This window comes from Lentzea waywayandensis, assembly GCF_900115955.1.
GTDB lineage: Bacteria > Actinomycetota > Actinomycetes > Mycobacteriales > Pseudonocardiaceae > Lentzea > Lentzea waywayandensis.
On sequence record NZ_FOYL01000002.1, the window covers coordinates 134,323 to 159,153 of the forward strand.

General features: G+C 69.3%; 27 protein-coding genes. 11 read left to right on the top strand and 16 right to left on the bottom strand.

Translation table 11 applies throughout. The annotated features are described in order from the left end of the window. Positions 1–6: 6 nt before the first annotated feature. From BM417_RS05555 to BM417_RS47605, 3 genes are all read right to left on the bottom strand, one after another. Positions 7–1,251, bottom strand: coding sequence for an arginine deiminase (locus BM417_RS05555; RefSeq protein WP_093588705.1), 1,245 nt, complete (start codon positions 1,249–1,251; stop codon positions 7–9). Continuing rightward, positions 1,248–2,621, bottom strand: coding sequence for an amino acid permease (locus tag BM417_RS05560; RefSeq protein ID WP_245821720.1), 1,374 nt, complete (start codon positions 2,619–2,621; stop codon positions 1,248–1,250). The genes BM417_RS05555 and BM417_RS05560 overlap by 4 nt, the downstream gene beginning before the upstream one ends. Positions 2,622–2,719: 98 nt before the next feature. Next, a complete protein-coding gene (locus BM417_RS47605) occupies positions 2,720–2,872 on the bottom strand; it encodes a hypothetical protein (protein ID WP_177320304.1) in 153 nt (50 codons plus the stop codon). Between the two features lie 226 nt (positions 2,873–3,098). Here BM417_RS47605 and BM417_RS05565 point away from each other — a divergent pair, with 226 nt between their 5' ends. The 4 genes from BM417_RS05565 to BM417_RS05580 are packed head-to-tail and all read left to right on the top strand — an operon-like array spanning position 3,099 to position 6,709. Beyond that, positions 3,099–3,563 (top strand): universal stress protein, encoded by a 465-nt coding sequence (locus BM417_RS05565; RefSeq protein ID WP_093588706.1) that lies wholly within the window; start codon positions 3,099–3,101, stop codon positions 3,561–3,563. Beyond that, on the top strand, positions 3,520–4,443 hold the full coding sequence (locus BM417_RS05570) for an ABC transporter ATP-binding protein (protein ID WP_093588707.1): 924 nt from the start codon (positions 3,520–3,522) through the stop codon (positions 4,441–4,443). Before BM417_RS05565 ends, BM417_RS05570 begins: the two co-directional genes overlap by 44 nt. A gap of 2 nt (positions 4,444–4,445) precedes the next feature. Further along, entirely contained in the window at positions 4,446–5,615 is a 1,170-nt protein-coding gene (locus BM417_RS05575; protein WP_177320305.1) for an ABC transporter permease, read from the top strand. Then, positions 5,612–6,709, top strand: coding sequence for an ABC transporter permease (locus BM417_RS05580; protein WP_177320306.1), 1,098 nt, complete (start codon positions 5,612–5,614; stop codon positions 6,707–6,709). The genes BM417_RS05575 and BM417_RS05580 overlap by 4 nt, the downstream gene beginning before the upstream one ends. Positions 6,710–6,821: 112 nt before the next feature. Here BM417_RS05580 and BM417_RS05585 read toward each other — a convergent pair whose 3' ends face one another. Beyond that, entirely contained in the window at positions 6,822–7,937 is a 1,116-nt protein-coding gene (locus BM417_RS05585; RefSeq protein WP_093590696.1) for a lycopene cyclase family protein, read from the bottom strand. 446 nt (positions 7,938–8,383) lie between these two features. On the opposite strand from BM417_RS05585, the gene BM417_RS05590 reads away from it, so the two are divergent. Continuing rightward, positions 8,384–9,361 (top strand): MEDS domain-containing protein, encoded by a 978-nt coding sequence (locus tag BM417_RS05590; protein ID WP_093588710.1) that lies wholly within the window; start codon positions 8,384–8,386, stop codon positions 9,359–9,361. Position 9,362: 1 nt separating this feature from the next. Here the strand turns inward: BM417_RS05590 and hypB are convergent, their stop codons facing one another. From hypB to BM417_RS05645, 11 genes are all read right to left on the bottom strand, one after another. Next, positions 9,363–10,031 (bottom strand): hydrogenase nickel incorporation protein HypB, encoded by a 669-nt coding sequence (hypB, locus tag BM417_RS05595; protein WP_093588711.1) that lies wholly within the window; start codon positions 10,029–10,031, stop codon positions 9,363–9,365. Next, positions 10,001–10,366, bottom strand: coding sequence for a hydrogenase maturation nickel metallochaperone HypA/HybF (locus BM417_RS05600; protein ID WP_093588712.1), 366 nt, complete (start codon positions 10,364–10,366; stop codon positions 10,001–10,003). The genes hypB and BM417_RS05600 overlap by 31 nt, the downstream gene beginning before the upstream one ends. Then, complete coding sequence (gene hypE, locus BM417_RS05605) at positions 10,367–11,446, bottom strand: hydrogenase expression/formation protein HypE (RefSeq protein WP_093588713.1); 1,080 nt, start codon at positions 11,444–11,446, stop codon at positions 10,367–10,369. Continuing rightward, positions 11,443–12,561, bottom strand: coding sequence for a hydrogenase formation protein HypD (hypD, locus tag BM417_RS05610; protein ID WP_093588714.1), 1,119 nt, complete (start codon positions 12,559–12,561; stop codon positions 11,443–11,445). Before hypD ends, hypE begins: the two co-directional genes overlap by 4 nt. 13 nt (positions 12,562–12,574) lie before the next feature. Beyond that, positions 12,575–12,847, bottom strand: coding sequence for a HypC/HybG/HupF family hydrogenase formation chaperone (locus BM417_RS05615; protein WP_093588715.1), 273 nt, complete (start codon positions 12,845–12,847; stop codon positions 12,575–12,577). 9 nt (positions 12,848–12,856) lie between these two features. Beyond that, the gene (locus BM417_RS05620) at positions 12,857–13,345 is read right to left on the bottom strand and encodes a hydrogenase maturation protease (protein WP_093588716.1); all 489 of its coding nucleotides are present in this window, start codon (positions 13,343–13,345) and stop codon (positions 12,857–12,859) included. Continuing rightward, complete coding sequence (locus tag BM417_RS05625) at positions 13,342–14,589, bottom strand: hypothetical protein (protein WP_093588717.1); 1,248 nt, start codon at positions 14,587–14,589, stop codon at positions 13,342–13,344. Before BM417_RS05625 ends, BM417_RS05620 begins: the two co-directional genes overlap by 4 nt. Further along, positions 14,586–15,212 carry a D-sedoheptulose-7-phosphate isomerase gene (locus tag BM417_RS05630; RefSeq protein WP_093588718.1) on the bottom strand — a complete coding sequence of 209 codons (627 nt, stop codon included), beginning with the start codon at positions 15,210–15,212 and terminating at the stop codon, positions 14,586–14,588. Before BM417_RS05630 ends, BM417_RS05625 begins: the two co-directional genes overlap by 4 nt. Further along, positions 15,209–15,427, bottom strand: a complete 219-nt coding sequence (locus BM417_RS05635; RefSeq protein WP_093588719.1) for a HypC/HybG/HupF family hydrogenase formation chaperone — start codon at positions 15,425–15,427, stop codon at positions 15,209–15,211. Before BM417_RS05635 ends, BM417_RS05630 begins: the two co-directional genes overlap by 4 nt. After that, positions 15,424–16,032 carry a D-sedoheptulose-7-phosphate isomerase gene (locus tag BM417_RS05640; RefSeq protein ID WP_093588720.1) on the bottom strand — a complete coding sequence of 203 codons (609 nt, stop codon included), beginning with the start codon at positions 16,030–16,032 and terminating at the stop codon, positions 15,424–15,426. Before BM417_RS05640 ends, BM417_RS05635 begins: the two co-directional genes overlap by 4 nt. A 160-nt stretch (positions 16,033–16,192) precedes the next feature. Beyond that, the gene (locus tag BM417_RS05645) at positions 16,193–16,723 is read right to left on the bottom strand and encodes a helix-turn-helix domain-containing protein (RefSeq protein WP_245821722.1); all 531 of its coding nucleotides are present in this window, start codon (positions 16,721–16,723) and stop codon (positions 16,193–16,195) included. 198 nt (positions 16,724–16,921) lie between these two features. Here BM417_RS05645 and BM417_RS05650 point away from each other — a divergent pair, with 198 nt between their 5' ends. Genes BM417_RS05650 through hypF form a run of 6 tightly spaced genes read left to right on the top strand, consistent with a single transcriptional unit; the run spans position 16,922 to position 23,669 of the window. After that, positions 16,922–17,935, top strand: coding sequence for an NADH-quinone oxidoreductase subunit B family protein (locus tag BM417_RS05650; protein ID WP_093588721.1), 1,014 nt, complete (start codon positions 16,922–16,924; stop codon positions 17,933–17,935). Next, the gene (locus BM417_RS05655) at positions 17,932–19,695 is read left to right on the top strand and encodes a nickel-dependent hydrogenase large subunit (RefSeq protein ID WP_093588722.1); all 1,764 of its coding nucleotides are present in this window, start codon (positions 17,932–17,934) and stop codon (positions 19,693–19,695) included. Before BM417_RS05650 ends, BM417_RS05655 begins: the two co-directional genes overlap by 4 nt. Next, positions 19,692–20,198, top strand: coding sequence for a hypothetical protein (locus BM417_RS05660; RefSeq protein WP_093588723.1), 507 nt, complete (start codon positions 19,692–19,694; stop codon positions 20,196–20,198). Before BM417_RS05655 ends, BM417_RS05660 begins: the two co-directional genes overlap by 4 nt. After that, positions 20,195–20,842, top strand: a complete 648-nt coding sequence (locus BM417_RS05665) for a DUF5947 family protein (protein WP_245821723.1) — start codon at positions 20,195–20,197, stop codon at positions 20,840–20,842. Before BM417_RS05660 ends, BM417_RS05665 begins: the two co-directional genes overlap by 4 nt. Further along, positions 20,842–21,474, top strand: coding sequence for a DUF6084 family protein (locus BM417_RS05670; protein WP_093588725.1), 633 nt, complete (start codon positions 20,842–20,844; stop codon positions 21,472–21,474). Before BM417_RS05665 ends, BM417_RS05670 begins: the two co-directional genes overlap by 1 nt. Beyond that, the gene (hypF, locus tag BM417_RS05675) at positions 21,471–23,669 is read left to right on the top strand and encodes a carbamoyltransferase HypF (protein ID WP_093588726.1); all 2,199 of its coding nucleotides are present in this window, start codon (positions 21,471–21,473) and stop codon (positions 23,667–23,669) included. The genes BM417_RS05670 and hypF overlap by 4 nt, the downstream gene beginning before the upstream one ends. A gap of 364 nt (positions 23,670–24,033) precedes the next feature. On the opposite strand, the gene BM417_RS05680 is transcribed toward hypF, so the two are convergent. Further along, complete coding sequence (locus BM417_RS05680) at positions 24,034–24,594, bottom strand: CBS domain-containing protein (RefSeq protein ID WP_093588727.1); 561 nt, start codon at positions 24,592–24,594, stop codon at positions 24,034–24,036. Between the last annotated feature and the right edge of the window lie 237 nt (positions 24,595–24,831).

A 24,831-nucleotide genomic window follows, 5' to 3' on the forward strand; every position in this document is an offset into this window, starting at 1 on the left:
GTCCTTTCAGATGCCGTCGCGCTGGATCGGGCAGGTCATGCAGCGGGCGCCGCCTCGGCCGCGGCCGAGTTCGTTGCCGGGGATGGAGATGACCTCGATGCCGTGGTCGGCGAGCATGGTGTTGGTGACGGTGTTGCGTTCGTAGCCGACGACGACGCCGGGCGCGAGCGCGAGGAAGTTGTTGGCGTCGTCCCACTGTTCGCGTTCGGCGGCGCGGGCGTCCTCGTCCGCGCACAGCACACGCAGCCGGTCGACACCGAGCAACTCGGCGATCGTGGCGAACACCGAGGTCCGTTCCTGCACACGCAGGCCGGCCGAGCTCCGCTCGATGACCTCCTCCACGTCGGCAGGGGTGATCACCCACGTCCTGAGCGTCTCGGGATCGAGGCCGGGATAGCGGATGAACGTGTTGAGGTCGAGCATCGTCATGACCGTGTCGAGGTGCATGAGCGCGTGCGAGCGGGGCAGCTGCACGGCGATCACAGAACTCGCCTGGCCGGTGCGGAAGAGTTCCCGCGCCAGGATCTCCACGCCCATCGGGGTGGTCCGCTCCCCCATGCCGATCAGCACCGTGCCGCGCCCGAGGACGAGGATGTCGCCGCCTTCCAGCGTCGCGGGCTGGTGGTTGGCGTCGTCCGCGCCGTAGTAGGTCGGGAAGACGGCGTCCGCGAACAGCGGGTGGAAACGGTAGATCGCTTGGCAGTGCAGGGATTCGCGGCGACGGGCTGCCTTCGCCATCGGGTTGATGGTGACGCCGCCGTAGATCCACGCCGAACTGTCGCGCGGGAACAGCGTGTTCGGCAGCGGCGGCAGGACGAAGTCGTCCAGTCCGAGGCTGTTCCAGCGCAGGCTCGGCACGCTGAGCGGAGACAGGTCGGCGCGCGTGACACCGCCGACGAGCAGTTCGGCGAGTTGCGGGGCGTCGACCTTCTCCGCGAACTCGCGGACCGGCGCGGCCAGCGTAGGTCCGAGCAGCTCCGGCGTGCAGACGCGGTCCAGGACGAACGCCCGTGCCTCCGGCAAGTCCAGCGTCTCGGCGAGCAGAGTGCCGGTGTGATGCACGGTGATCCCGCGGTCGCGCAGCACCGAGGCGAAGACGTCGTGTTCCTCCTGGGCCTTCGACGCCCAGAGCACGTCGTCGAACAGCAGCTCGTCGCAGTTGCGCGGGGTGAGCCTGCTCAGCTCGAGACCTGGGCGGTGCACGATGACCTGGCGCAGCGTGCCGACTTCCGACGCCACCGCGAGGTTCACGAGGTCACCTCGCCGTACTCGCCGCGGCTGACCTTGAGCCAGATGTAGAGCGGCACACCCAGCAGCAGGCAGATGACGCCGTAGTAGACGGCCTGGTAGCCGCTGCCGGCCAGTGCCCAGAAGGAGAACGCGAGAGCCAGAACCGAGACCGTGCAGTCACGCACGAGGTGCGGCCATTCGGCGCGGCGGCCGCGGACCAGCAGCCAGTACAGCTGGGCGGCGGCGCTGAACAGGTACGGCACGACGGCGGTGAACACCGACAGCAGCACGAGCGTGGTGAAGACCTGCTCGAAGTTGGTGTAGCTGACGATCACCAGGGCCGAGGCGAGCACGGTGGAGCTGATGATGCCGAAACTGGGGATGTCGCGGCGAGTGCGCAGGAAGGCCTTCGGGAACAGGTTGTCCTTCGCGGCGGCCATCGGCATCTCGCCGATGATCAGGGTCCAGCCGATGAGGCAGCCGAGGCCGGACACGACGGCGGCGACGGCGATGGTCTGTCCGGCCCACTGGCCGCCGAAGATGGCGTTGGCGGCGTCGGTGAACGGGGCCTTGGTGTCTCGCAGTGCCGCGTTCGGCACGGTGCCGAAGACGGTGAGCGTGCCGAGGATGTAGACGACGGCGCAGCCGATCGTGCCGAACACGGTGGCGCGGCTGACGTTGCGTTCGGGGTCGCGCACTCGACCGGCGGCCACCGAGGCGGTCTCGATGCCGATGTAGCTGAACAGCGCGATGGCGCCGGCGGCCGAGATGGCGCCCCACACAGAGGTGCCGCTCGCGTTGAAGGGACCGAAGTTCGCGGACTTGACGAAGATCAGGCCGACGGTCGCCATGAAGAGCAACGGGACGAACTTCAGCACGACGGAGAGGATCTGGGTGACGGCCATGTTCCGCAGGCCGGACAGGTTGACCAGCGCCGGAATCCACAGGCCCGCCAAGGCGATCGCGATCGACCAGACCACCTGGTGGTCGGTGTTGACGAAGACCTCGACGTACCCGACCAGCGCGACGACGATCGCCGCGTTGCCCGCCCACGCCGTGATCCAGTAGCACCAGGCGGTGAGGAAGCCGGCGAAGTCGCCGAAGGCGTCACGGGCGTAGACGTAAGGGCCGCCGGAGCCGCTGATCCGCTTGGACAGCGCACCGAACGTCAGCGCGAGTGCCAGCGCCCCGATCGTGACCAGCACGAACGCGACAAGGCTGATCGGGCCGAACGCCGCGAGTGCCGAGGGCAGGCCGAACACTCCGGTGCCGATCACGGATCCGACCACCAGCGCGGTCGCGGTGGGCAGGCCGAATCTGGACGGTCGTGGCTGGTCGGCGCCCGGCTCCGGAGGCGCGGTGGCCTCCGGCCCGGCGGTTCCTGTGGTCACGGCGCACTCCTCACTCCGATGTGGACTGTTCAGCAGCGAGAAGCCTGCTCCAGGCGAAGGAGATCCCCCACCTCCTCAGGTCTCGCTCGCGGCGGGCACTAGGTCCCCTGTCGTGCGGGACCCACCACGGGGATCGCCGGCATCGCGACGACCGCGGCCGCGACGCCCTCGAGGCGATCGCCCGCCGTGGCGAGCTGGTCGCGGCGGGGAAAGGCCTGACGGGCGACTCGGGCCAGCCGACTCGCGGCCACGGTCCACCTCCTGCCCCAGGCCGCGCGAAGGAGACCTCCCCAGGGCCGTTGGTCCCGTCGCAGGCACGACCAGTGGTTCGACGACACCGGTCGAGGCAGGCGTCGACGCACGCGAAATGCCTTCTGGCACGAGAAGTTGTGCACTGACCGGGCGGGACGAAAGCCCCTGCGCCCACGACCGCCCCTACGAGCACGCTGAGTGGTGAATCCACGCGAGGAGCCCTACATGAACTCCGAGTCCCACATCGTCGTCGGTGTCGACGGTTCGCCGGCCGCGAAAGCCGCGCTCGCCTGGGCCGTCGCGGAAGCCAAGCGCACGAACGCGTCCGTGCTGGCGCTGTCGGTCTGCCATCTCGCCCCCTCGGCGGACGGCGGAACCGATCCGTTCGCCGAAATGCACCGCCGCGATCTCATCGCCGCCGTGGACGCGCTCGGCACGGCCGCCGACGGCGTGCGCATCGACCAGGAGACCCCGCAGGGCAAAGCTGGGCCGGTGCTCGTCGAGCGCTCCGCGGATGCCGCCTTCCTGGTGGTCGGCGGGCACGGTGACCACAGGTCGGGTGTGCTGGTGATGAGCTCGGTCACGACCTACTGCCTGCGGCACGCCCGCTGCTCCGTCGTCGTGATTCCAGCGGAAGGAGCGCGCCATGACGGTCCTCTCATGCTCCGGCCTGAGACGCCGGTTCGGTGACGTGCTGGCGGTCGACGACGTGTCGTTCACGATCACCGAAGGCGAGACCTACGGGCTGCTCGGCCCGAACGGCGCGGGCAAGACCACGACGATCTCGATGATCACCGGCGTGCTCTCGCCCGACGCGGGCGAGGTGCTCGTCGCGGGCGAACCGATGTCCATCCACGCCATCGCCGCCAAGCGCCTGGTCGGGTACGTGCCGCAGGAGCTCGCGCTCTACCCGGACCTGACCGGACGGGAGAACCTGAGGTTCTTCGCGAGCCTCTACGGAGCTCCGAAGAGTCGCGTCGACCACGTGCTCGACGTGGTCGGCCTGGCCGACCGCGCCGGCGACCTGGCGCGGGAGTACTCGGGCGGGATGAAGCGGCGGCTCAACGTGGCGATCGGGCTGCTGCACGAACCGAGGCTGCTGGTGCTCGACGAGCCCACCGCCGGCGTCGACCCGCAGAGCCGCAACCAGATCATGGACAACGTGCGTGCGCTCGCCGCTGACGGCATGGCGATCCTCTACACCACGCACTACATGGAGGAGGCGGAGCGGCTCTGCGACCGCGTCGGCGTCATCGACTCCGGCCGCCTGATCGCCGAGGGCACCCGGCGCGAACTCGTCGAGCGGCTCGGCGAACGGGACCGGATCTCGTTGCTGCTGGACGGGGACGTCACGCACGCGGCCGCGGTGCTCGGCTCGATCCGGAACGTGCACGGCGTGGCCGCACACGGACAGGGTCTCGAACTGGTCGTGGACGACGCGCGGGAAACCCTGCCCCAGGTGCTGTCGGCGATCTCGGCCGACGGCGTGGTGGTGCGGTCGGCCGAGGTGACCGAACCCAACCTCGAGACCGTCTTCCTGCACCTCACCGGCAAAGCGCTGAGGGAGTGACCGTGCGTCACGCATTGCTGATCGCCGCGCGTGACCTTCGAGAACGCGCCCGCGACCGGACCGCCTACGTACTCGCGCTCGTGCTGCCGCTGGGGCTCGCCGGCATCTTCACCCTCATCCTCGGCAACGTCGGCGGCGACAGCCAGCTCTTCCGCTACGCCGTCGTGGACTCCGACCGCGGTGCCGTCGCTCGAACGTTCACCGAGGAGGTCCTGCGCGGTGCCGCGAGCTCCGGCGCCATCGAGATCCGCGCCGCGGCCTCCGAGCAGGAAGCCCGCTCGTGGGTGGACAAGGGCGAGGCGACGGCGGCGTTTCTGCTGCCGGTGGGGCTGACCGAGGACGTGCTCGCGGGCCGTGCCGCACGGATCGAGGTCGTCGGTGACGTGGACGCGCCGACCGGCACTCAGGTCGCGCGCTCGCTCGCGCAGTCCTACACCGACCGGCTCACCGCGGTGCGCCAGGCGGTCGCCGCGACCGTCCACTCCGGACTGACCACCTCCCCCGCCGAACTCGCCGCCGAAGCCGCCGCCGCACTCCCCCGCGTGTCCGTCGCCGAGGACACCACCCTCAGCAGACAGCTCGACGCGAAGACGCAGTACGCCGCGGGCATGGCGGTGTTCTTCCTGTTCTTCGCCGTGCAACTGGGGGTGACCGGTCTGCTGGAGGAACGCCGGCTCGGCACGATGGCGCGGCTGCTCGCGGCACCGGTGCGCCGGTCGTCGATCCTCCTGGGCAAGCTGCTGACCAGCGTGGCCATCGGCGTGCTGAGCATGACGGTCCTGATCGTGGCGAGCTCGCTGTTGATGGGTGCTCGTTGGGGCAGTCCCGCAGGTGTCGCGTTGCTCGTGCTGTCCGGGGTGCTCGCCGCCACCGGCGCGATGGCGGTGGTGGCCGCCCTCGCGAAGACGGCGGAGCAGGCGGGTGGCTGGCAGGCGGTGACAGCGATCGTGCTCGGCTCGCTCGGTGGCGCGTTCTTCCCCGTCTCCCAGGCGGGTGGACTGCTGGAGAAGCTCAGCCTCCTGGCACCGCACCGGTGGTTCCTGCGCGGCCTCGCCGACCTCGCCGGTGGTGACGTCGCCGCAGTGCTTCCCTCGGTCGCCGCCATGACCGCGTTCGCCGCGGTCACCTGCACCGCGGCCCTGCTGCTCTTCCGGAAGGTGGTGCCGTCGTGAAGATCCTCTCGATCGGCTGGATCAACGTCCGCCGTGCCCTCCGGGACCGCACCGGACTCTTCTTCCTCGTGGCGCTACCGCTGATGCTCGTGTTCATCATCGGTGCGGCGTTCGGCGGCGCGGGCAGCCCAGTTCTCGGAGTGGTGGGCGACGCGGGTGCGTTGCGCGCGGAATCCGCGATGCAGGTGCGGGACTTCTCCGACGAAGCGGCGTTGCGCACGGCCGTGGAGCACGGTGAGGCGAGCGCCGGACTCGTCCGCGTCGCCGGGCAGGCGCCCCGCCTGCTGGTGCGACCCGACCGAACCGGCCAACAGCTGCGGATGCTCGTCACCACAGTGCTGACCAGCGAGGCGAACCGGCTCGCCGCGGGCGAGTTCGTGGCTTCGCACACCGGGCTCGACGCCGCGACCGCACTGTCCGTTGTGGACTCGGTGCCGGTGGAGCCGGTCGAGGTGCGCACGACCACGGCGGGCGAGGCCCTCTTCCCCGAGGACTTCTCGGGCTTCGATCTCGGCGCGGCGAGCCAGTTGATCGTGTTCACGTTCCTGAACTCGCTCACCGCGGCGGCGGCCCTGGTGGAGACTCGCTCGTTCGGCGTGACGCGCCGGATGCTCGCCACCCCCACACCCGCACGCGTGATCATCGCCGGCGAGGCGCTCGGCCGGGTGGCGATCGCCCTGCTGCAGGGCCTGATCGTCGTCGTCGGCTCGGCGTTGCTCTTCGGTGTGCGCTGGGGAGACCCGCTCGGCGCGGCGGCCCTGCTGTGCGCGTTCGCCCTCGTGTCGGGCGGTGCGGGGCTTCTGCTCGGCGCGGTGTGCCGCACGCAGCAACAGACCGCCGGCGCCGGCATCCTGCTCGGACTGGGCCTCGCCGCGTTCGGCGGGTGCATGGTGCCGATCGAGTTCTTCAGCCCCGCGTTGCGCACCGTCGCGTTCGCCACTCCGCACGGCTGGGCCAACGACGGGTTCGCCGCACTCACCCGGCGCGGCGGCGACATCCTCACCGTGGCACCACACCTGAGCGTGCTGCTGGGGTTCGCGGCGGCGTTGTTCGCGCTCGGTGCCTGGCGGCTCCAGCGCGCGGTGACAGCGTGACACCGAACGCGTGGGCCACCTCCTTCGCCTCCGGCGGCGGCGACCAGGCGAGCACCACGAGTCCGCCCGCGATGGCCGTCGGTGCCTGCGATTCCGCTGCTTTCCTCGACCTCTACCTGGCCAGCCGATGCCGCGCGGCGGTGAGGTAGGGCGCCGCGGGCATCCCGGCGAACAGCCGCCACTCCTGTGTCACCGACGTCGCCTCGTCGAGGAACCGCAGGGCGGGCTCCGCGGTGCGGAACCGGAACAGTGCGCCGAACGCTTGTTCCAGCTGAGCGGGCTCACGCCTGATGACGTCGAGCAGTACGCCGTCGAACATTCGGAACCGCGAGGGCGACGCCGGGAGGTGGAACGGGTCGCCGTGCCGGCGCAACGACTCCGCGATCGCGGCGCTGTCACGCTGAATCCGCTGGTAGGCGAATCCCGTCGAGGCCTTCATCATCCCGGCCTCCACACCGATCGTGAGCGCGTTGCCGTTCCTGCGAGGCGACTGCGCCGATCGCAGCGGCAGAACGGCATGCTCTTCGCGTTCGACGTCGTGACCACCCGTACCCACGACGTCGGCGAGGTACTCCGCGAGCGCTTCTCGTTGTGCGGCAACGTCTTGCGGTGCACCGGGCGCTATGAAGGAGGTGTGCTCGACCAGTGCGTGGTGGGCATCGACCGGCAGCACGTACACGAAGCTCGCACCGTGTCCTTGCGGCGTGCGGAAGTCGAACAGAGTCGGGGTCTCCACGTCGAATGCCGCTCGCTCACTGTGCACCTGCCATCCGCGGAAGGACAGCGCGGCATCGGCAGGCGGCTGTTCCGCCGGTCCGACGACGCTGTCGAACACCCACTTCGCCCTCATGTGTCGTCCGTCGACGATCACCCCGTCGTCCTCGACACGATCCACATGTCCATGGTGGAACGTGAAGTGCCGCAACGAATCGGTGTACCGCCGCACGACAGCCAACAGATCATCTCCGCGCACGACGCGGTAGCGGTAGCGCCCCAGGGGCAACACGGTGGTCCGGCCGTTGACGTGCACCCGAACCCTCTCGAACCACCGCGATGCCGCCGCGTCCAGCAGGCCGGGCCGGTCACTCCACGACGCCCACGTCATGTCACCCAGCGGCTTGCTCGCGTCGTCGACGACGACCACCGGGTGCCGGTGATCGGTCACCGCGAGGTGAGCGGCGAGGCTGAGCCCGCTCACTCCTCCACCAGCGATCACGATGCGCGTCATGACCTCACCCTGAGCCGGTGACACGCCGCGGAACACGGCATTCAGCACCGTTCAGATGAGGACGTTCGCCTCTGCGTTCTGGCCGAGAACACGCGCGACGTCGAGAGCGACGCCGGCACTCGCGGGAATTGCGGACATAGTTGTCCGACCTGGACACAAATGTCCTGCACCGTGCCGGCCAAGCCCTTCCGCACAGTCACAAATGGGAGTTACCCAACTGCCGCCACACCGTTAACATCCAGCACGGCGCTTCCGTCATGCCCGGCGGATCTGCGCCTGAACTGCGACGACATCCGCCGGATCCCCGGAAACGGATTCGAGAGCCATCTCGGCGGAAGTCGTCGAGAAGCGAATCGATGTGGGAGCGTGATTCCCCTGAAGTGCCCTGTGCACAGCGCGTTCGAGGAATTCAGCAGGACTCGCGGGTACGCCGCTCGGGAGGTGCGATGAGGGAAAGCTTCCTGCACCAGGGCTGTATCTACGGCAGCGACGCGGAGTTCCTCGCGATGGCGGTCCCGTTCGTGCAGGACGGGCAGCGCCGGGGTGAACCCGTCCTGGTGGCCACCACGCGGCCGAACCAGGAGCTGCTGCGCGAGGTGATCGGCCGGGAGACCGAGGGTGTCGAGTACGCCGATGACGGCCACCTCGGCCACCGGCCTCCGCAGCACGCGACCGCCGTCCACCGCTACTGGAGCCGCCATCAGGACGCCGGAGCCGTGCGCGTGCTCGCCGAGCCCGAGTGGACCGGCAGGTCGGGCCGCGAGATCGAGGCGTTCAACCGGATGGAGGCGGCGCTCAACATCGTGCTGGCCGACACTCAGATCTGGATGATCTGCCCGTACGACACCAGGGTGGTCGAAGCCGAGGTGCTCGAGGACGTCCGCCGCACCCATCCGGAGTGCGTGGTGGGAAGCCGGGCCGAGCCCTCGTCCCAGTTCATGGCGCCCGAGGAGTTCGCGAGGTCGCGCTCAAGCCCGCAGGCCCAGGGCATCGCGGCCGATCTCTTCCGCTTCGAGGGCGAACTGGCGGCGGTGCGGCGATACGTGCTGAACACGGCCACCGCCCTGCTGCGGTCGGACGAGGACGCCGTCGGCATGTTCGGCATCGCGGTCGGCGAGGCCATCACCTACCTGGCCAGGCAGGGCGTGGACCGGGCGGCGGTGTGGGTACGTCCCGCCGCCGGCCGGGTGGTGTGCACGCTGCACAGCGACACACCGCTCGACCACGTCAACCCGTTCGTCGGCTACCGGCTTCCCGGTGTCATCGAGCAACCCGGTGAGGGGCTCTGGCTGACCAACCAGATCTGCGAATGGCTCGACGTGACCTCCGACGCCTCCGGGTGCACCATCGAACTGGCCATGCCCGCGGAAGCCGCCGACGACCTGCGCCGGGCGGAGAACTCCCGGTTGTCGTTCGGCTCCTGAGTCACATCCAGTCGCGCAGCTGCCCGCACCACGCGTCGATGCCCGCACCAGTGGTCGCGGACAGCGGCAGGATCTCGGCTCGCTGGTTCACCTGACGCAGGGACCGGACGAAGGTGTCCACGGCGAAGTCCAGATGTGGCAACAGGTCCACCTTGTTGAGCACGACGACGTCCGCGGTGCCGAACATGTGCGGGTACTTGAGCGGCTTGTCCTCGCCCTCGGTGGCGGACATGATCACCACGCGGTAGGACTCCCCCAGGTCGAACAGCGCCGGGCACACGAGGTTGCCGACGTTCTCGACGAACACCACCGACCGGGTGGGCGGGTCGAGCTCGTGCACCGCGCGAGCCAGCATGGCCGCGTCGAGGTGGCAGCCCGCGCCGGTGTTGATCTGCACGGCCCGGCAGCCGGTCGCCCGGATCCGCTCGGCGTCGAACGCCGTCTCCTGGTCGCCTTCGACCACGGAGACCGTCACGCCGCCGTCCAGGTCGCGGATCGTCCGTTCCAGCAACGTCGTCTTGCCCGCGCCCGGCGAACTCATCAGGTTCACCGCGAGCACCTCGCGTTCGGCGAACCATTCGCGGTTGCGGTGCGCGAGGTCGTCGTTGTGGGCCAGCACTCGCTGTTCCAGCTCCACGGTCACCCCGGAGCACCCGCAGGTGGCGCACATGCCGGACTCACCTCCACGGACTTGATCAGCAGTTCCCTGCCGGACAACACTTCGGCGTGCGCGGAGCCGCACGCCGGGCACAACAGGATCAGGTGGTCGGCACCGAACACCTCGTCGCAGTCCCGGCAGCGGACGCGTCCCGGTGGCTCGTCCACCACCAGCACCGCGCCCTCGACAGGCGTGCCCTCCGCCACCAGGTCGAAGCAGAACCGCACGGCGTCCACCAAAACGCCGGACAACACGCCGATCTCCAGCCGCACCGAGCAGATCCGGGCCTCGCCCGTCTTCTCGGTGATCGCGTCGATGATCGCCTGCGTGACGGCCAGCTCGTGCATTCAGCAGATCCTCGGCAGCGGGTCGCCCACCAGGACGTCGCAGATCCTGGTTCCGCCGAACGCCGTCTTCAGCAGCACCAGTCCGGCCGGAGCCTCGCCGACCCGACCGATCACCGCCGCCCGCGCGCCCAGCGGATGACGACGCAGTGCCTCGACCGCGCGGTCCGACTCGGCACCGTCCACAACGGCCACGAACCGTCCTTCACAGGCCACGTAAAGAGGATCGATGCCCAGGAGCTCGGCCGCACCACGCACCTCAGGCCGCACCGGGATCGCGTCCTCCTCCACCACGACGGCCACCTCGGCCGCCCGCGCCACCTCGTTCAGCACCGTCGCGACGCCGCCGCGGGTGGCGTCGCGCATCATCCGGACACCGGGCGCCGCGTCCAGCAGCGCGGCCGCCAGCTCGTGCAGCGACGCGGTGTCCGACACCAGGTCCGACTCGATGCCCAGGTCACCACGGGCCAGCATGATCGTGATCCCGTGATCGCCGATCGGCCCGGACACGATCACCGCGTCACCCGGTCGCACCTCGGACGGGCCGAGCCGCCGGTCGTGCTCGATGACCCCGACGCCCGCGGTGGTGACGTAACACCCGTCGCCCTTGCCTCGCTGCACCACCTTCGTGTCACCGGTGACCACGTGGACGTCCGCCGCGTCGGCCGCCTCCCTCATCGACGTGGCGATCCTGATCAGGTCCGCGACCGGGAAACCCTCCTCGATGATGAAGCCCGCGGTCAGGTACAACGGCCGGGCCCCGGACACGGCGAGATCGTTCACCGTGCCGTTGATCGCCAGGTGCCCGATGTCGCCACCGGGAAAGAACAACGGTGTCACCACGAACGAGTCCGTGGTCAGCGCCAGCCGCGAAGGGCCGATCTCCAGCACCGCCGAGTCATCGAGCTGTTCGAGCACCGGGTTGCGGAACGCCTCCAGGAACACCGCTTCGACCAGCGTCTGCGTGGCCTTGCCGCCCGCGCCGTGCGCCAGGGTGATCCGTTCCTCCCGCACCTTGGGCCGACGTCTGCGGGTTCGCTCTATTCGGTTCAGCACTTGGCGTTCACGGTCGGAGGTGGTCATGTCGCGTTCACCCGTTGTCGCGTGAACCGGCCGAAGTTGTAGTAGGCGGCGCAGGCACCCTCCGGGGACACCATGCACGTGCCGATCGGTGTCTCCGGGGTGCAGGCGGTCCCGAAGACCTTGCACTCCCAGGGTTTCAGCACACCCTTGAGCACCTCACCGCACTGGCACGCCTTCGGGTCGGCCACCCGCACGTCCGGCAGCTCGTACCGCAACTCGGCGTCGAAGTCCGCGTACGCGGCGCGCAACCGCAGGGCGGAGTGGGAGATGAAACCGAGGCCGCGCCACTCGAAGTACGGACGCAGCTCCATGACCTCGCCGATCACCCGCAGCGCCGTCGGATTGCCCTGCCACGGAACGACCCTCGTGTACTGGTTCTCCACCTCCGAGCGCCCGTCCTTCAGCTGACGCATCAGCAGGTAGATCGACTGCAGCACGTCCAACGGTTCGAAACCTGCCACAACGAGCGGTTTCCCGTAGTGACCGGAGATGAACTCGTACGGCGCGCAGCCGATCACCGTGGAGACGTGGCCGGGCCCGAGGAAGCCGTCCAGCCTCAGGTCCGGTGAGTCGAGGATGGCCTTGATCGCGGGCAGGATCGTGACGTGGTTGCAGAACACCGCGAAGTTGTCGATGCCCTCCCTCGCGGCGCGCAGCACGGTCATCGCGGTCGACGGGGCGGTCGTCTCGAACCCGATCGCCATGAAGACCACCTGCAGGTCCGGCTGTTCACGTGCGATCTTCAACGCGTCGAGCGGCGAGTACACCATCCGGATGTTCGTGCCCTCCGCGTTGGCGTCGAAGAAGTTCCCGCCGCTGCCGGGCACCCGCATCATGTCGCCGAACGAGGTCATCAGCACACCTGGCTGGCGGGCGATGTGGATCGCGTCGTCGACGCGCCCCATCGGGATCACGCAGACCGGGCAGCCCGGCCCGTGCACCAGGGTGATGCTCTCCGGCAGGTAGTCCTCGATGCCGTGCTTGTAGATCGTGTGCGTGTGCCCGCCGCAGACCTCCATGAACTTGTACTCGCGGCCCGGTTCGCACAGCGCGGCGATCTCGGCCGCGAGTGCTCTGGCCTGGCCGGCGTCCCGGTACTCGTCGACGAAACGCATGTCGCGCAACCTTCTAGTCGATGCGGGAGTCCCGCAGTGCGTCCATCTCGTCCTGGTAGGCCTTGCCGAGGCCTTCGAGGAAGTCCAGTGCCGCCTGGGCCTCCTCCTCGTCGATCTTGGAGAGCGCGAAGCCGACGTGGATCAGCACCCAGTCGCCGGGACGCACGTCCTCGTCGGCCAGCAGGCCGATGTTGATGGCGCGCCGCACGCCGCACACGTCCACCTTCGCGAGGTCCTGGCGGTCGGTGAGGATCTCCACGACCTCCCCCGGGATCCCGAGGCACATGTCCGCTCCTCACCTGTCGTGGTTCGTGACGAGCTCGGTCACCGCGGCCACCGCGGTACCGACGGCCCGCTCGACGGCGGGGCTCAGGCCCATCCGGTGGTCGACCACCGCCGGCTCGCAGCCGACCAGCAGCACGCGCTTCGGCACGTGGCCGAGCAGTGCCAGCAGGTCGAGCACGACGTCCGGTTGCATGCCGTGCGCGTCCAGGCACGGCCGCGCTGTCCGTGACGACGTGTCGAGCTCGATCACGTAGACGGTGCCCGCCTCGTCGCCCCGTTCGGTCGCGTCGACCAGGATCGTCAGTTCGTGGTCCGCGGCGGCCAGGTCGTAGGCCAGATGCATGCCGCGCACGCCGTAGTCGGCGACCGTGACCCACGGCGGCAGCTCGACACCGGCCAGCCTGCGCGCGACCTCGACGCCGAACCCGTCGTCACCGAGGAAGATGTTGCCGATCCCGGCGACCAGCACACCGCCGGGACGGGAAGCCGGGCCGCTCACAGCGGATCGACCTCCTCCGGGCCGAAGTACCGGTACAGCCCGGTCGCGGCGAGCAGGTCCGCGCCGAGGTCGTCCTCCAGCGTCACCGCGAGATGGGTGCCACCGTCCACATCGGACATGACCTTGTGCACCACGGCGACGCGGCCCGCCAGGAACATGTCGTGCGCGTCGGCCTTGCGGACGGGCCGCAACCGCACCCTGGATCCCTTGCCCACGGTCACCCCGTCGAGCAGCAGGTGTTCTTCCTCCACCTGCTCCTGGCGCATGGTGCCGTGCAGCCGTTCGAGCTGTTCCGGCGGCAGACCGTCGACCCGGTCGAGCAACTCCGCGGCTCGGACGTCGGTGGCCCGCGCCTGACGCTTCTCCTCCGGTGTGAGCGTCATCGTTCTCAACGCGAGCAGCTCGTCGATCTCGGTGGCGTCGAACGTCTCGCCGGGGCTCTGCTCGGCGATTCTCGGGTGGTCGTACAGGATGATCGGGGCGCACAGCACCGTGTCGTCCCGCCCCGGCTCCCCCACCAGCACCGGCCACGTCCGCTCGTTGCGACAGCCCTGCACCGCGGCGGCCGCCCACTCCGGCGGGTTCACCAGCGACAGGAAACCTCCGCCCGACAACCGGAGCAGCGTGTGGGTGGCGATCAACGCCCGCTTGAGCGCGTCCTGCCGGCCGACCTCCGCGGCCGCCCACGGGGAGGTGTTCCGCACCCACACCCGCAGTCGCAGCGCACCGGGCCGCCCCGGAACAGGATCCGCACGCAGCCGCAGATCACCCCTCAGAGTCCAGCGCGTGCGCACGACCCGCGCACCGCCGCCTCCCACGATCTCCTCGGCCTCTCCGCCACCGTCCACCTCGAACGGCACGCGGGTGCCGCGCTCGACGAGGTCGGCCACGCCGACCTCCACGTCGATCTCGCGCTCCACCGCCTCCTCCCAGGTGGTGTGCTCGAGACCCGCGACCGTGACGGACGGCACCGCGCGGTGGCCGGCGCCATCGGGCACCTCCACCACCCGCGACTGCAGGTGCAGGAAACGAAGCCGCACGTGCAGGGTCGCCGCCGCGGCCGGCACCATCAGCAGTTCCGCCCGCGTGTCGTGGTGCTCGCCGGTGTACGACGGTGGCATGAGCACACCCCACTGCCAGCGCAGCTGGTTCTTGGCCGCGGACGCGCGGTACGGGTAGAGCAGGTACCCCTCGTACAGGACGGCGTCGGCGATCGCCTTCGCCTGTGCCATCACGTCCGTCATGACGTCACCAGCTCCCACAGCACGTGGTAGAGCGCTGTCTGCGTCTCCTGGATCCGGTGCACCGAGGCGGACGGCACGACGAACAGGTGGTCGATGGCGGGCGACTCGGCCATCCGGCCACCGTCTCCACCCGTGAAGCCGACAGTGAGCAGCCCGCGCCTTCGCGCCTCGTCGAAGGCGGGCAGGAGGTTCGTCGAGTTGCCGCTGGTGGACAATCCCACCGCGATGTCGCCTTTTCGGCCGAAGGCCGCGACCTGGCGGGAGAACACCACGTCGAACCCGACGTCGTTGCTCAGCGCGGTGATCACCGCGATGTCGTTGGTCAGCCCGAACGCGGGCAACGGCCGCGCTTCGCCCGGCGGGTTGAGGAACAGGCTCGCCAGGTCCTGGGCGTCGGTGGAGCTGCCACCGTTGCCGAACGCGAGCAGCCGTCCACCCGCCGCGAACCGCTCGGCCATCGCACGGGCGCACACCGCGAGGCGCTCTCGTTCCCGCTCGAACACCTCTTCGCGCAACCGGACGGCCTCGTGCACCTTGGCCACTGTGGACGCACGCACCTGCGCCACCAGTTCGTCCACATCGGACGACGGGGCGTGCAGGAAGGGATACAGCGACTCGGTCACGCGGCACCACCAGGCAGTACCGAGATGGCCTCACCCGCGTGCACGAGCACCCGGTCGCCGACGTCCGCGGTCACGAGCGCGACGCTCACCTCACGTTCGCCGTCCTCGAACCGCACGAGCGCCATCTCGTCGTCGAGCAGACTCAGCACGGTCGCGGGCGTGGCCGTGTCCGAGCACGTGACGCAGACGTCGTCCGAACAGCCTGGCGTGCTCATGCCACACCCGCTCGTTCGAGGAACACGTGCGTCAGCTCCCACAGCAGGTGGTACGTGGTCACGTGGACTTCCTTCACCACCAACGGGTCCGCGGACCTCGCGATCAGCACGTGATCAGCGGCTCCGGTCGCGGCGATCGTCCCCCCATCACCGCCCGCCAGTGCGACGGTGAGCATCCCCGCCTCCCGCGCGACCTCCAGGGCGCGCAGCACGTTCTCGCACTCGCCATCGGCGGAGAGCCCCAGCGCGATGTCCGAAGGTTCACCCAGGCAACGAATCTGGTGTGCGAACGCCTCGGCGAACCCGGCACGGGCCGCGACGCCCGTGAGCGTGGCGACGTCCGAAGTCAGCGAGAGGGCGGGCAGGGCGCGCTTGCCCATGATCACCGGGTGGACGAACTCCACCGCGACGTGCTGGGCGTCTGTGCTGGGGCCGCCGTTGCCGAAGACGACGAGCTTGCCGCCGGCCCTGAACCGTTCAGCCATCCGACGACAGGTTCGCGTGATTTCACCGGCCTGCTCGGCGAGGTCGATCAGAGGACCGGTTCGACGTAGTGACAATTCGTTGAATCGGTCGGCACGATCTGTAGTCGAAGGTTTTGCCACGAGCCCTTCTTCGATGTCGGAGCGGATTCCGCAACCGCAGGGAGGATTTCTACTTCACGACCGTACGGGCACGCAAGAGCGCCAGTATTCCGGGTGACAAAGAAATCCCCTGGTCACACCTGAAGAACTTTCAGAAAAGACCGGCCACGTTTTTCGGCGCTCAGCGAAACGGTAAGTCGCCGAACCTGTCCTGGACTCGGCGCAGCTCACGCAGCCTCGGTTCGGTCTCGCCGCCCGCCCAGCGACTCACGGTCTTGACCGACACTCCGAGCTGCTTCGCGGCCGCCTCCCTGGTCATCCCCTCGCGGCGCAGCACCTCGGTGATCCACTCGGCGAAGCTCTCCACCGCGGCGACCGGATCCGTCGCCCGGGACACTTCTGACCTGGTCGTAGTCGACCCGTCCGGAGGGCGGCCATCCGAGTGAAGGTGTGCGGTCTCCGACGGCAGCACGTCGAACTCGACCCGGTCGGGATAGGTCCGGCAGGAAACCTGGATCTGCCCGGACGGGCCGGCGGCCTCGAGCAGCACCCGCAGGACCGTCCTGCCCAGCTCACGGTTGTCCACCTCGGACAACGGCGCCTCGGCCAAACAATCGCGCAGGAACTCGTGGATTTCCGACACCGAGGACGGCCTGGCGCGGAACACGCGCGTGAGCACCACGATCGGCATGATCTCGATCGACTCAGCCACGCCACCAATCCCTTCCCGCGACGTACGAGCCTACCCCTCCGCCCGAATTCCCCAGCGGGTCAGCATTGTCCAGTCCAATGACAGTTCAGTCTTGCCCTGGATGCACGGAAAGGTCTAGCGTTGCCTCGCCCCGGACCCGGCAAGAATAAAATCACCGTTCTTGCTTCTCCGCGGCGTTTCCAGCGGAGGTGAACCGAGATGACCAGGGCCGAGCAGGAGCCCGGCGACAGACCACAGGCCCCGGTCGACCCCGAACCCGTCGTGCACGTGCTGTGGTTGAACGGCGGCCTCGGCTGCGATGGCGAATCCGTGGCGTTGACCGCGGCCACGCAGCCCAGCATCGAGGAGATAGTGCTCGGCGGGTTGCCCGGACTGCCCCGAATCGCCATGCACTGGCCGTTCCTCGACTTCGAGTGCGGTCCCGACAGCGGCGCGGACAGCTTCATCGAGTGGTGGCACAAGGCCGACCGCGGTGAGCTCGACCCGTTCGTGCTCGTCGTCGAAGGCTCGGTGCCGGACGAGACGAACAAGACCGAGGGCTACTGGTGCGGCTTCGGCACCGACCCCGGCACCGGCCAGCCGGTGACGACCAGCGAGTGGCTCGACCGCCTGGCGCCCAAGGCCACCGCGGTGCTCGCCGTCGGTACCTGCGCCGGCTACGGCGGCATCCACGCGATGGCGGGCAACCCGACCGGTGCGATGGGCGTGCCGGACTACCTCGGCTGGGACTGGAAGTCCAAGGACGGCATCCCGATCGTGGTGGTGCCCGGCTGTCCCGTCCAGCCCGACAACCTCTCGGAGACGATCCTGCACCTGCTCTACCAGGTCGCCGGCCGCGCGCCCGCGATCGACCTCGACGAGGCGCTGCGGCCGCGCTGGCTGTTCGAGACGACGGTGCACGAGGGGTGCGACCGCGCGGGCTACTACGAGCAGGACGAGTTCGCCGAACGGCACGGATCGCCCAAGTGCCTGGTGAAACTCGGGTGCTGGGGCCAGGTCGTCAAGTGCAACGTGCCCAAGCGCGGCTGGATCAACGGCATCGGCGGCTGCCCCAACGTCGGCGGCATCTGCATCGCCTGCACCATGCCCGGCTTCCCGGACAAGTTCATGCCGTTCATGGAACATCCGGCCGGCGGGAACACGCCCGCGCCCGTCCGCGCCGTGTCCGGCACCGCGATCCGCGTGCTGCGGGAGATCCGGGTGGCGCGATGAGCTCCGACAAACCCGGCCTGGTCGAGATGACCTGGGACCCGATCACCCGGATCGTGGGCAGCCTCGGCATCCACACGAAGATCGACTGGGCGCAGAAGCGCGTGGTGGAGTGCTACAGCACGTCGTCGATCTTTCGCGGCTACAGCGTCTTCATGAAGGGCAAGGACCCGCGGGACGCGCACTTCATCACCAGCCGCATCTGCGGCATCTGCGGTGACAACCACGCCACCTGCTCGGTCTACGCGCAGAACATGGCCTACGGCGTCCGGCCGCCGCACCTCGCGGAGTGGATCATCAACCTGGGCGAGGCCGCCGAGTTCATGTTCGACCACAACATCTTCCAGGAGAACCTGGTCGGCGTGGACTACTGCGAGAAGATGGTCCGCGAGACCAATCCCGGCGTGCTCGACCTGGCCAACCGCACCGAGGCGCCACACGCCGGTGAGCACGGGTACCGCACGATCGGCGACATCATGCGCTCGCTCAACCCGCTGGAGGGCGAGTTCTACCGCGAGGCGCTGCAGGTGTCCCGGCACGCCAGGGAGATGTTCTGCCTCATGGAGGGCAGGCACGTCCATCCGTCCACTTTGTACCCCGGCGGCGTCGGCACGGTGGCGACGATGCAGCTGTTCACCGACTACCTCACCCGGCTGATGCGGTACGTGGAGTTCATGAAGAAGGTCGTGCCGATGCACGACGATCTCTTCGACTTCGTCTACACGGCGCTGCCCGGCTACGAGGAGGTCGGCAGGAGGCGGGTGCTGCTGGCGTGCTGGGGCGGCCTCAACGATCCCGAGCACTGCGACTTCACGTATCGCAACATGGCGACGTGGGGCCGCAAGATGTTCATCACCCCAGGCATCGTCGTGGACGGCAAGCTCGTCACGACCGACCTCGTCGACATCAACCTCGGCATGCGGATCCTGCTCGGCTCCTCCTTCTACGACGACTGGGAGGGCATGGACCGGTTCGTCACGCACGACGAGCTCGGCAACCCGGTCGACGCGCGGCACCCCTGGAACCAGCACACCATCCCTAAGCCGGGCAAGCGCGACTTCGGCGACAAGTACTCCTGGACGATGTCACCGCGGTGGTTCGACGGCACGGACCACCTCCCGCTGGACACCGGCGGCGGCCCGCTCGCCCGGCTCTGGACCACCGCGCTGGCAGGCCTGGTGCAGACCGACTACGTGAAGTCGACCGGCCACAGCGTGCAGATCACGTTGCCGCGCACCATGACCAAGCCCGAGACCACCTTCGAATGGCGGATTCCGCGGTGGAGCAACGCGATCGAGCGCAACCGGGCCCGCACCTACTTCCAGGCCTACACGGCGGCGATGGCCCTGCACTTCTCCGAACGGGCGCTGGCCGAGGTCCGCGGCGGCCGGACCGACACGTGGTCGGAGTTCACCGTGCCCGATGACGCGTTCAGCGTCGGGTTCACCGAGGCGGTGCGCGGCGGGCTGTCGCACCACATGGTGATCAAGGACGGCAGGATCGCGAACTACCAGCCGTATCCGCCGACGCCGTGGAACGCCAGTGTGCGCGACAGCTTCGGCACGCCCGGCCCGTTCGAGGACGCCGTGCAGAACACGCCGATCTTCGAGGAGAACTCCCAGGAGAACTTCAAGGGCATCGACATCATGCGCGCGATCCGCAGCTTCGACCCGTGCATGCCCTGCGGTGTCCACATGACGGTCGGCGCGGGCAAGACGCTGACCAGGATCCACACCCCGCACGCCTTCAGCGGTGAGTCGTGAACCACGACGTCCGCGCGGCGGGCGACCGCATCGAGGAGTTGCTCGGCACCCTGCGGTCCGGGCCGGCCAGGGACTCCGCCGAAGAGCTCGTCCGTTTGCTGATGGCTCTGTACGGCGAAGGACTCGCACGCGTTCTCGCGATCCTGCGCGAGCACGACCCCGCGCTGGTCGCCCGGATCGCCGAGGACGACCTGCTGGAGGACCTGCTGTTGCTGCACGACCTGCACCCGCGCGACGCATCGGCGCGCATCCGTCGGGTGCTCGACGGGCTCGGTGCCCTCGGCCCGCTGGAGAATCTGGGCATCGACGCCGACGGGGTGGTCCGCATCCGGCTCACCGCGAGCGGCTGCCACCGGTCCGCGGCGGCGCGCACGGTCGAACAGGCGGTGCTCGACGCGGTGCCGGAGGCCACCAGGGTGGAGGTCGTCACCGCCGCTCCTGACACGTTGCTGCAGATCGGTATGCGGCCACCGCCAGGGTGGCGGCTGGAGGTCGCGTCATGAACGGGAGCCACGGACTTCAGCGTTTCGCCCGCCCACCAGGAACCCTGCTGGAGCAACGTTCCGCGCAGATGCGCCAGCTGGAACAGTGCGAGATGTGCGGAACCCCTGTCGCCGCACGCCACGGCCACGTCGTGGACACCAGGCGCCGCAGCCTGATGTGCGCGTGCCGCGCCTGCTTCCTGTTGTTCACCAAGGGCGCGGCTCGGCGCAGCAGGTACCGGGCGGTGCCGGAGCGCTACCTGGCGGATCCGCTGCGACCGGTCACCCCGGTCGAATGGGAGAGGCTGGACATCCCGGTGAGCTCGGCGTTCGTGCTCCGCGCCGACGCCGGGATCACCGCGTTCCACCCCAGTCCCGCCGGGGCCACCGAACGGCCGCTGAACCCCGGTTTCTGGACGGAGTTCGCCGCCGCGCATCCCCTGGTGGCGGCCGCGGAGTCCGACGTCGAGGCGATCCTCTTCCGCCGCGGGGCGAACGACGTCGACTGCTACCTGGTGCCGATCGACGTGTGCTACCGGCTCGTCGGCACCGTCCGGCTGTACTGGTCCGGAATGGACGGTGGCGACCAGGTGCGCGACCACATCGACGAGCTGTTCGCGGAGATCCGCGCCAAGGCGGGCGGGCTGCCGGGAGGAGCGCGCTGATGGACATGCTGCACTTCGAGTGCGAGGGCGCCTGGCCCACCCGGTACGCGGCCGTGCCGGGGCTGACGCTGCGGCTGCGGGTCGTCGAGAGGTCCGGCGCACCCGTCGAGGCGGTGGCGTTGCGCTGCCAGATCCGCATCGAACCGCAACGCAGGACGTACTCGGCGGGCGAGGCACAACGCCTGAGCGATCTCTTCGGGGACACGGGACGTTGGACGAAGACCCTCAAGCCGGTGTCGTTCGCGACTCTCTCGACCATGGTGCCGGGCTTCACCGGAAGCACGTTCGTCGACCTCGACGTGCCGTGCACCTACGACCTCGAGGTCGCGTCGACCAAGTACTTCAACGCGCTCGACAACGGCCAGATCCCGCTGCTGTTGTTGTTCAGCGGCACGGTGTTCGGCAGCCAGAACGGCAACCTGCGGGTGTGGCAGGTGCCGTGGAGCAACGAGGCCTCCTTCGCACTGCCGGTCAGCGTGTGGCGGGAAACCGTCGACCTGCACTTCCCCGGCAGCGCGTGGCTGCGGGTCCGGCGCGACACGATGGACGCCCTGCAGCGCTTCAGATCCGAGCACGCCTTCGCCACCTGGGACGACGCGATGACCGCCATGCTCGCGGCCACCGACGGGTGAGCCGCGTCGGCAGGGATCTCCGGGTCGCCGGCGTCGTCCAGGGAGTCGGCTTCCGCCCGTACGTGCACCGGCTCGCCACCGGGCTGCGGCTGTCCGGCCGCGTCGGCAACGACGTCGCCGGGGTGTTCATCGAGATCGAGGGCACACAGGAGAACGTGACCGAGTTCCTGTCCGCACTCCCCCGCGACCCCCCTCCGCTGGCGCGGATCGACCGAGTCCACGTCACGGCCTGCGCGGCCCGCGGAGCCGACGGGTTTGAGATCGCCGCCAGCCGGGACGGCGGTGCGCACGGCGCCCTGGTGTCAGCGGACTTCGCCACGTGCGCGGACTGCCTGCGCGAGTTGTTCGACCCCGCAGATCGCCGCTACCGGTACCCGTTCGTCAACTGCACGCACTGCGGACCGCGGTTCACCATCGTCCGCGAGGTGCCGTACGACCGGCCGCGGACCACCATGGCGGACTTCCCGATGTGCGCGGCGTGCGGGGCCGAGTACACCGATCCCACCGACCGGCGGTTCCACGCCGAGCCGACGTGCTGCCCCGATTGCGGGCCTCGCCTCGAACTCGGGGGCAGCACCGACCCGGTGGGCGACGCCGTCGCCCGGCTCGCCGACGGGCAGGTGCTCGCGATCAAGGGGCTGGGTGGCTTCCATCTCGCGGTGCTCGCGGCACACCCCACGGCCCCCGCGGTGTTGCGCGCCCGCAAACACCGTGCGGACAAACCGTTCGCGGTGATGGTCGCCGACCTGCGACAGGCGACCGAACTCTGCGAGGTGGACGAGATCGGCGAACGCGAGCTGACCGGCCCTCGCCGTCCGATCGTCCTGCTGCCACGCCGTGCCGACGCACGGATCTCCGCCGCGGTGGCTCCCGCCACGAGCGAACTCGGGCTGATGCTGCCCTACACCCCGCTGCACCACCTGCTGCTGCGCGACCTGGGCGAGCCCATCGTGCTCACCAGCGGCAACATCTCGGACGAACCCATCGCCTACCGCGATGCGGACCGGCTGGCAGGCATCGCCGACGCGGTGCTGACCCACAACCGCCCCATCCACATCCGCGCCGACGACTCGGTCGTGCGCGCGGGCACGGTGCTGCGCCGTTCCAGAGGCTACGCACCCGAACCGCTCGTGCTGCCGCTGTCCTGTCCCCAGCCGGTGCTGGCCTGCGGCGCGGAACTCAAGAACACGTTCTGCCTCACCAAGGGTTCGCACGCGTTCCTGTCTCAGCACATCGGCGACCTCACCGATCACGAGACATACGTGTCGTTCACCGAGAGCGTCCAGCACTTCCAGCGCCTGTTCGGCATCACCCCGCGGGTCGTGGCGCACGATCTGCACCCCGACTACCTCTCCACCAGATACGCCGGTGAACTGGACGACGTCGACCTGATCGGTGTCCAGCACCACCACGCCCACATCGCGTCCTGCCTCGCGGACAACGGCGAAACGGGCCCGGTCATCGGAGTGGCGTTCGACGGCACCGGCTACGGACCCGACGGCACGATCTGGGGCGGCGAGTTCCTGGTCGCCGACCTGTCCGGGTACGAGCGGGCAGGACACCTGCGCCCCGTCCCCCTGCCGGGCGGCGATGCGGCGGTCAGGCAACCGTGGCGGATGGCAGCCGCATACCTGCCGAACGCAGACCTACCGGTAACACGACGCCACAAGACGCAATGGGCCGCAGTAGTGGCGATGGCCCGCAACGGAGTGAACGCGCCACTGACGTCCAGCGCCGGCCGGTTGTTCGACGCCGCCGCCGCGCTGCTGGACGTGCGAGACGAGATCACCTACGAGGGCCAGGCGGCGATCGAACTGGAGCAGTGCGCGGATCCGTCCACTTCGGAGGGTTATCCGGCGGCGGTCCACGACCTGGTGGTGCACGGCGAGGATCTGCTGCACGCGATCGTGGCCGACCTGCACGCGGGAGTCGATCGCGCGGTGATCGCGGCACGGTTCCACAACGGCCTCGCCGATGCCGTCGTGACCTGCTGCGCGCGGCTGCGGGAGCACACCGGCTTGCAGACGGTCGCACTGTCGGGTGGCGTCTTCCAGAACGCGCTGCTGCTGCGGAGAACCGCAGCCGGGTTGCGCCGGCGCGGGTTCCGCGTCCTGACTCATCAGCGGGTGCCGGCGAACGACGGTGGCATCAGCCTGGGCCAGGCCGTCGTCGCCGCCCGCCGCACAGGCGGGTGAGCGGCGGCCTCGCCTCGCTGACTCGGCGATGGTGTGCGAGTGAGGAAACATCTGCCAGAGCGCCGATGCGGGCTCTCACGATTCTGCGCTGGACCCACCTGAACTCGTCGTCGCGCACGTGCTGGACCTTGAGACCGTGGAACAACGGCGGTGTCGAAGCCGTCGGCATGTGCTTGGGGGCGCCATCGTCCGCGCCTCTACCTCGAGTCGCCTGCTCTGCCGCCTTCACGACCACGACGGGACAGCTCGCCTGGTGCCCGCCCATTTGCCGCACGGAGACCACGTCGATTCGCTCATGGAGTTCGGCGTCGCGGTTGGCAGCGTCCGCAACCCTGCGGACCACAGGATCTTCGTCCCACCGTCGTCAGGACGCGACGGCCGACTTCCGCACTCCGGGCACCGTCCGCACCAGCGCTTCCACGATCTTCCGTTCGGCCTCGTCCGCGAACGGACCGGACACGTTCACGTCCCCGTCGTCGACCTCCACCGTCCATCGTGGAGCGCCGCTGTAAGCCCGCAGGGCGATCTCGACCCGTGCCGCGAGTACCGCGTCTTCCGGGGTGAGGATGCGCAGCAGGTCGCTGCGGCTGACGACGCCCACGAGCGTTTGTCCGTTCGTCACGATCGGCAGGCACCGCAATCGCTGCGAGAGCATCGTCGCGGTCAGTTCCGAGGGAGTGGCCGTGGTCGACGCGCTGATCACCGGCCGGCGCATCACCCGGGAGACAGGCCCGTTCGCCATCGCGGGCGTCGTGCCCGCCAGCAGAAGGTCGGCACCGGACACGATCCCGACCAGTCTGCCTTCGTCGTCCACCACCGGCAGGGCGGAGAACCCGTGCTCACCGAGTACGGCGCTGGCCGAACGGACGGCTGTTGCGGGGTTCACGACGACCGCCGGGCTGGTCATCACATCTGCTGCGTTCATACGTCGAGACTCTGTCCTCTGAGTGCGCCGTGGCAGAGCGGTTGGCCACGCCTCCGCGGTGACATAGGTCCTCGCTTCACCGCCAGTCGGCGCGCAGCACCCGCGCGGGCACACTTCGACGCTCTGCCCGGCAGAGCGATTCCTGTCAGAAGCGCCGCCACGGACGAGGCAGCGGCACAGTTCCGCGCCGCCGACGACGACGTCTGCTCCGAGAGGTCACCTAGGCCGATCTGGCGC

Coding starts and splice junctions, on each gene's coding strand:
- BM417_RS05570 (WP_093588707.1), top strand. CDS start 3,520: ATGACGGTCCTCTCATGCTCCGGCCTGAGACGCCGGTTCGGTGACGTG.
- BM417_RS05680 (WP_093588727.1), bottom strand. CDS start 24,594: ATGAACGCAGCAGATGTGATGACCAGCCCGGCGGTCGTCGTGAACCCC.
- BM417_RS05615 (WP_093588715.1), bottom strand. CDS start 12,847: ATGTGCCTCGGGATCCCGGGGGAGGTCGTGGAGATCCTCACCGACCGC.
- BM417_RS05670 (WP_093588725.1), top strand. CDS start 20,842: ATGGACATGCTGCACTTCGAGTGCGAGGGCGCCTGGCCCACCCGGTAC.
- BM417_RS05635 (WP_093588719.1), bottom strand. CDS start 15,427: ATGAGCACGCCAGGCTGTTCGGACGACGTCTGCGTCACGTGCTCGGAC.
- BM417_RS05650 (WP_093588721.1), top strand. CDS start 16,922: ATGACCAGGGCCGAGCAGGAGCCCGGCGACAGACCACAGGCCCCGGTC.
- BM417_RS05600 (WP_093588712.1), bottom strand. CDS start 10,366: ATGCACGAGCTGGCCGTCACGCAGGCGATCATCGACGCGATCACCGAG.
- BM417_RS05665 (WP_245821723.1), top strand. CDS start 20,195: ATGAACGGGAGCCACGGACTTCAGCGTTTCGCCCGCCCACCAGGAACC.
- BM417_RS05565 (WP_093588706.1), top strand. CDS start 3,099: ATGAACTCCGAGTCCCACATCGTCGTCGGTGTCGACGGTTCGCCGGCC.
- BM417_RS05590 (WP_093588710.1), top strand. CDS start 8,384: ATGAGGGAAAGCTTCCTGCACCAGGGCTGTATCTACGGCAGCGACGCG.
- BM417_RS05625 (WP_093588717.1), bottom strand. CDS start 14,589: ATGACGGACGTGATGGCACAGGCGAAGGCGATCGCCGACGCCGTCCTG.
- BM417_RS05585 (WP_093590696.1), bottom strand. CDS start 7,937: ATGACGCGCATCGTGATCGCTGGTGGAGGAGTGAGCGGGCTCAGCCTC.
- hypB (WP_093588711.1), bottom strand. CDS start 10,031: ATGTGCGCCACCTGCGGGTGCTCCGGGGTGACCGTGGAGCTGGAACAG.
- hypD (WP_093588714.1), bottom strand. CDS start 12,561: ATGCGTTTCGTCGACGAGTACCGGGACGCCGGCCAGGCCAGAGCACTC.
- hypE (WP_093588713.1), bottom strand. CDS start 11,446: ATGACCACCTCCGACCGTGAACGCCAAGTGCTGAACCGAATAGAGCGA.
- BM417_RS05655 (WP_093588722.1), top strand. CDS start 17,932: ATGAGCTCCGACAAACCCGGCCTGGTCGAGATGACCTGGGACCCGATC.